Here is a 3,503-nt window from a genome sequence, read left to right on the forward strand (position 1 = left end):
GCCCGGGCGACTACAACTGCCTGCACCAGGACCTCTATGGCGAGCACGTCTTCCCGCTGCAGGCCGCCTTCCTGCTGGACGAGCCGGGCCGTGACTTCGAAGGCGGCGAGTTCGTGCTGGTCGAGCAACGCCCCCGCCAGCAGTCGCGGCCCCAGGTCGTGCCGCTGAACCAGGGCGAGGGCGTGATCTTCGCGGTCCGCGAACGCCCGGCGACGGGGACGCGGGGCGTGCATCGGCGGGTGCTGCGGCACGGGGTCAGCACCGTGCGGTCAGGGCGGCGGCGGGTGCTGGGGGTGATCTTCCACGACGCGACGTGAGCATCCCTCCGATCATCTCATCGGGGTTGTCATCCCGGACAAGCCYGGCGAAAGCCGGGCGCCGATCCGGGACCGCCGCAAGCGCCGAGTTCACGCGTCGGTCCCGGATCTTCGCGCTGCGCGCTCGTCCGGGATGGCAATCAATTTTGGAAGCGAGGGCGCGCCGCCCCCTACTTCGCCAACTCGACCTTCACGCCCTTCGGCGCCGCGGTGAACTGCAGGCCGCGGCTGGTGGCGTGCATCTTGATGACCACGCCCTTGTCGTTCTTCATCGTCGTGACGCCGCCGCCGCCGGCCACGGTCGCGCCCAATTGGCCGGCGGTGTAGTTGCCTTCGATGTCGGAGAGCTTCTTGAGGTTCTCCACCGTGCCGCTGGCGGTGTAGCCGCTGGCCCCGATGTCGACCGCCGACAGGCCGCTGGTCTTCAGCTTGTAGGTCTGGCCGCGATAGGTGAGCGTGCCCTTGCCCCAGCTGACGCCGACGCCCAACGCCACCCCGCCGCCCGACAGCGCGATGGTCCCGGTGGCCGCGTTGGCGAGGTTGKAATTGGCCTGCCCGCCGCCGCCGGCCAAGGCCGGAGCCGAGGCCGTCAAGGCCAGGGCGGCCAGGAGGGGCGCCGCGAAGGCGCGAAGAGTGAACTGCATGGGGCCGCCTCGAAGGGGTTGCAACGCCTGGACGTTGCACCGCCGAAGAGCGGAACGCACTCGGGCGTTCTCCCCTCCGAGACGCCCGAAAAACCCGGAGGCCCTCTACTACCCACCGTCATCCTCGGACTTGTTCCGAGGACCAACCGAGAAGAAGGTTGATCCGTGGTGCGGTGAGCTCGCGGACTAACCCAGCCGGCAGACCAGCGGACAGAGGGGGGCCTCGGAACAAGTCCGAGGATGACGGACGTTGGGGATGAAGACGCGCGCGCCTCTCCAGGGATGCGCGCGCGGATCGCCCTACAGCGTCGCCATGTCGATCACGAAGCGATAGCGCACGTCGCTCTTCTGCATGCGCTTATAGGCCTCGTTGATCTGGTCGATGGCGATGGTCTCGATGTCGGCGACGATGTCGTGCTGGCCGCAGAAGTCGAGCATCTCCTGGGTTTCCTTGATCGAGCCGATCATCGAGCCGGCCAGGGTGCGGCGGCCGGGGATCAGGGCGAAGGCGTTCAGCGGCACGGGCTCTTCCGGCGCGCCGACCAGCACCATGGTCCCGTCCACCTTCAGCAGATTGAGGTAGCTGCCCCAATCGATCCCCGCAGACACCGTACAGATGATAAGGTCGAAGGTTCCGGCCAGGGTCTCGAAGGTCGCCGCGTCGCTGGTGGCGTGGTAGTGGGCCGCGCCCATCGCCAGGCCGTCGGCCTGCTTGGACAGGGTCTGGCTCAGCACCGTGACCTCGGCCCCCATGGCGTGGGCGATCTTGACGCCCATGTGGCCCAGGCCGCCCAGGCCCACGATCGCCACCGACTTGCCCGGGCCGGCGTTCCAGTGGCGCAGCGGCGAATAGAGGGTGATGCCGGCGCACAGCAGCGGGGCGGCGGCGTCCAGGGCCAGGTTGTCGGGGATCGACAGCACGTAGCCTTCCTTGACCACCATGTGGTCGGAATAGCCGCCATAGGTGGGCAGGTCGCTGCCCGGCTGTTCGGCGGAATAGGTCAGCACCAGGCCGGGCATGTATTGCTCGCGGTCCAGGTCGCGCGTCGCGCAGCCGATGCAGCTGTCGACAAAGCAGCCGACGCCGACCCGGTCGCCTTCCTTGAAGCGGCTGACCTTGGACCCGACGGCGGTGACGACGCCGGTGATCTCGTGGCCCGGCACCAGCGGATAGACGCTCTGGCCCCAGCCGTTGTCGACCATGTGGATGTCGGAGTGGCAGACGCCGCAATGCTTGATGGCGATGACGACGTCGTCGTCGTTGGGTTCGCGGCGGTCGAAGGTGAAGGGGGTAAGCGGTGCGGACGCGGAAGCGGCCGCGTAGCCCTTGGCGATGGCCATCGGATAGTCCTCGAAGGTTCAGGGGGAGATGAACGGGACCGACATGCCACGCGCGCGCGGAGTGGGGTATGCCGATCCTCCAGACTTGATGCACGATCCTGGCATTGCGCGTGTGGACGGCGCCGGGCGGTCGGGGCGAGCGCTTCTTAGATCACCTAAAAATTGAGCCTTTCAAATATGCTTGTTTTGGGCGAGCATTCCCGCACGAAAGGCGGGTGGGCGCCATGACCGGTTCGCGTTCCAATTTCACGCCCGCCCGACGGCTCCCGCAAGCGGCGGACGAGCCGGCCGACGAGCCGTTGGCGCTCGGCTCGGACGGAACCCTGGCCCCCTTGCTGACGCCCGAGCGATCGGCGCGACCGCCCGGCGGCCCGGCCCGGATGTTCAGCATCCTGGGGCCGATCGACCACCGCCGGATCGAGCTGCGCAACACGACCGCGCCCTGGCGGATGGTCTGCGCCCTGCGGATCGACACGGGGACCGGGGTCTTCAACGGCACCGGCTGGCTGGCCGGTCCCTCGACCGTGATCACCGCCGGCCACTGTCTCTACAACGATGCGTTCGGCGGCTGGGCCCGCAAGGTCACGGTGGTGGCCGGCCAGAGCTGGAACAAGCAGCCGTTCGGCGCGGTCGCCTCCACGCGCCTGTCCTGCGCCGATCCGTGGCTGCGGACCCGCGACCGGGCCCACGACATCGGCTGCATCCACCTGGACGACCCGATCGGCCAACGGGTGGGCTGGATGAAGTACGACGCCGTCGATCCGGCCGCCCTGACCCGGGCCGCCGCCGTGGTCTCGGGCTATCCGGAATATGCCGGCAGCTACGAGCACCTGCTGGTGGCCAAGGGCGCGGTGCGCACCAGCCTGGACGGTCGGCTCCACTACGAGATCGACACCACCGACGGCCAGAGCGGCGGTCCGGTCTGGATCGGCGACGTCGCCGCCCCGACCGTGGTCGCCGTGCACGGCTACGAGGCCGACGCCACGCCCGCCGCCGTCGGCCCGGGCGTCAATTCCGGCGCCCTGCTCACGCCCGACCACCTGCGACTGATCCAAACCTGGCAAGGCGGGTAAGCCGCCCCATTCGAGGAAACGACCCCATGTTCCTTGCGTCCAAGTTCCCTGCGTCCAGAACTCTCGCTCCCCTGCTGACCGCCCTCGCGGCGGCCGGCGCCCTGCTCAGCGCCTGCGGACCGCCGGCC

General features: G+C 69.0%; 4 protein-coding genes. 2 read left to right on the top strand and 2 right to left on the bottom strand.

All coding sequences use genetic code 11. The features are described from left to right. Window positions 1-317: 2OG-Fe(II) oxygenase (locus AC1DZ6_RS21590; RefSeq protein ID WP_477099184.1), on the top strand; the 317-nt coding region annotated here is incomplete at its 5' end. Window positions 318-487: 170 nt separating this feature from the next. Here the strand turns inward: AC1DZ6_RS21590 and AC1DZ6_RS21595 are convergent. Beyond that, on the bottom strand, window positions 488-961 hold the full coding sequence (locus AC1DZ6_RS21595) for a hypothetical protein (RefSeq protein ID WP_477099185.1): 474 nt from the start codon (window positions 959-961) through the stop codon (window positions 488-490). A gap of 300 nt (window positions 962-1,261) precedes the next feature. Further along, window positions 1,262-2,302 carry an NAD(P)-dependent alcohol dehydrogenase gene (locus AC1DZ6_RS21600; RefSeq protein WP_477099186.1) on the bottom strand — a complete coding sequence of 347 codons (1,041 nt, stop codon included), beginning with the start codon at window positions 2,300-2,302 and terminating at the stop codon, window positions 1,262-1,264. Between the two features lie 224 nt (window positions 2,303-2,526). Here AC1DZ6_RS21600 and AC1DZ6_RS21605 point away from each other — a divergent pair, with 224 nt between their 5' ends. Next, window positions 2,527-3,375, top strand: a complete 849-nt coding sequence (locus AC1DZ6_RS21605; protein WP_477099187.1) for a trypsin-like serine peptidase — start codon at window positions 2,527-2,529, stop codon at window positions 3,373-3,375. Window positions 3,376-3,503 lie beyond the last annotated feature (128 nt).

The sequence above is a fragment of the Caulobacter sp. P1_B12_2 genome (assembly GCF_056406675.1).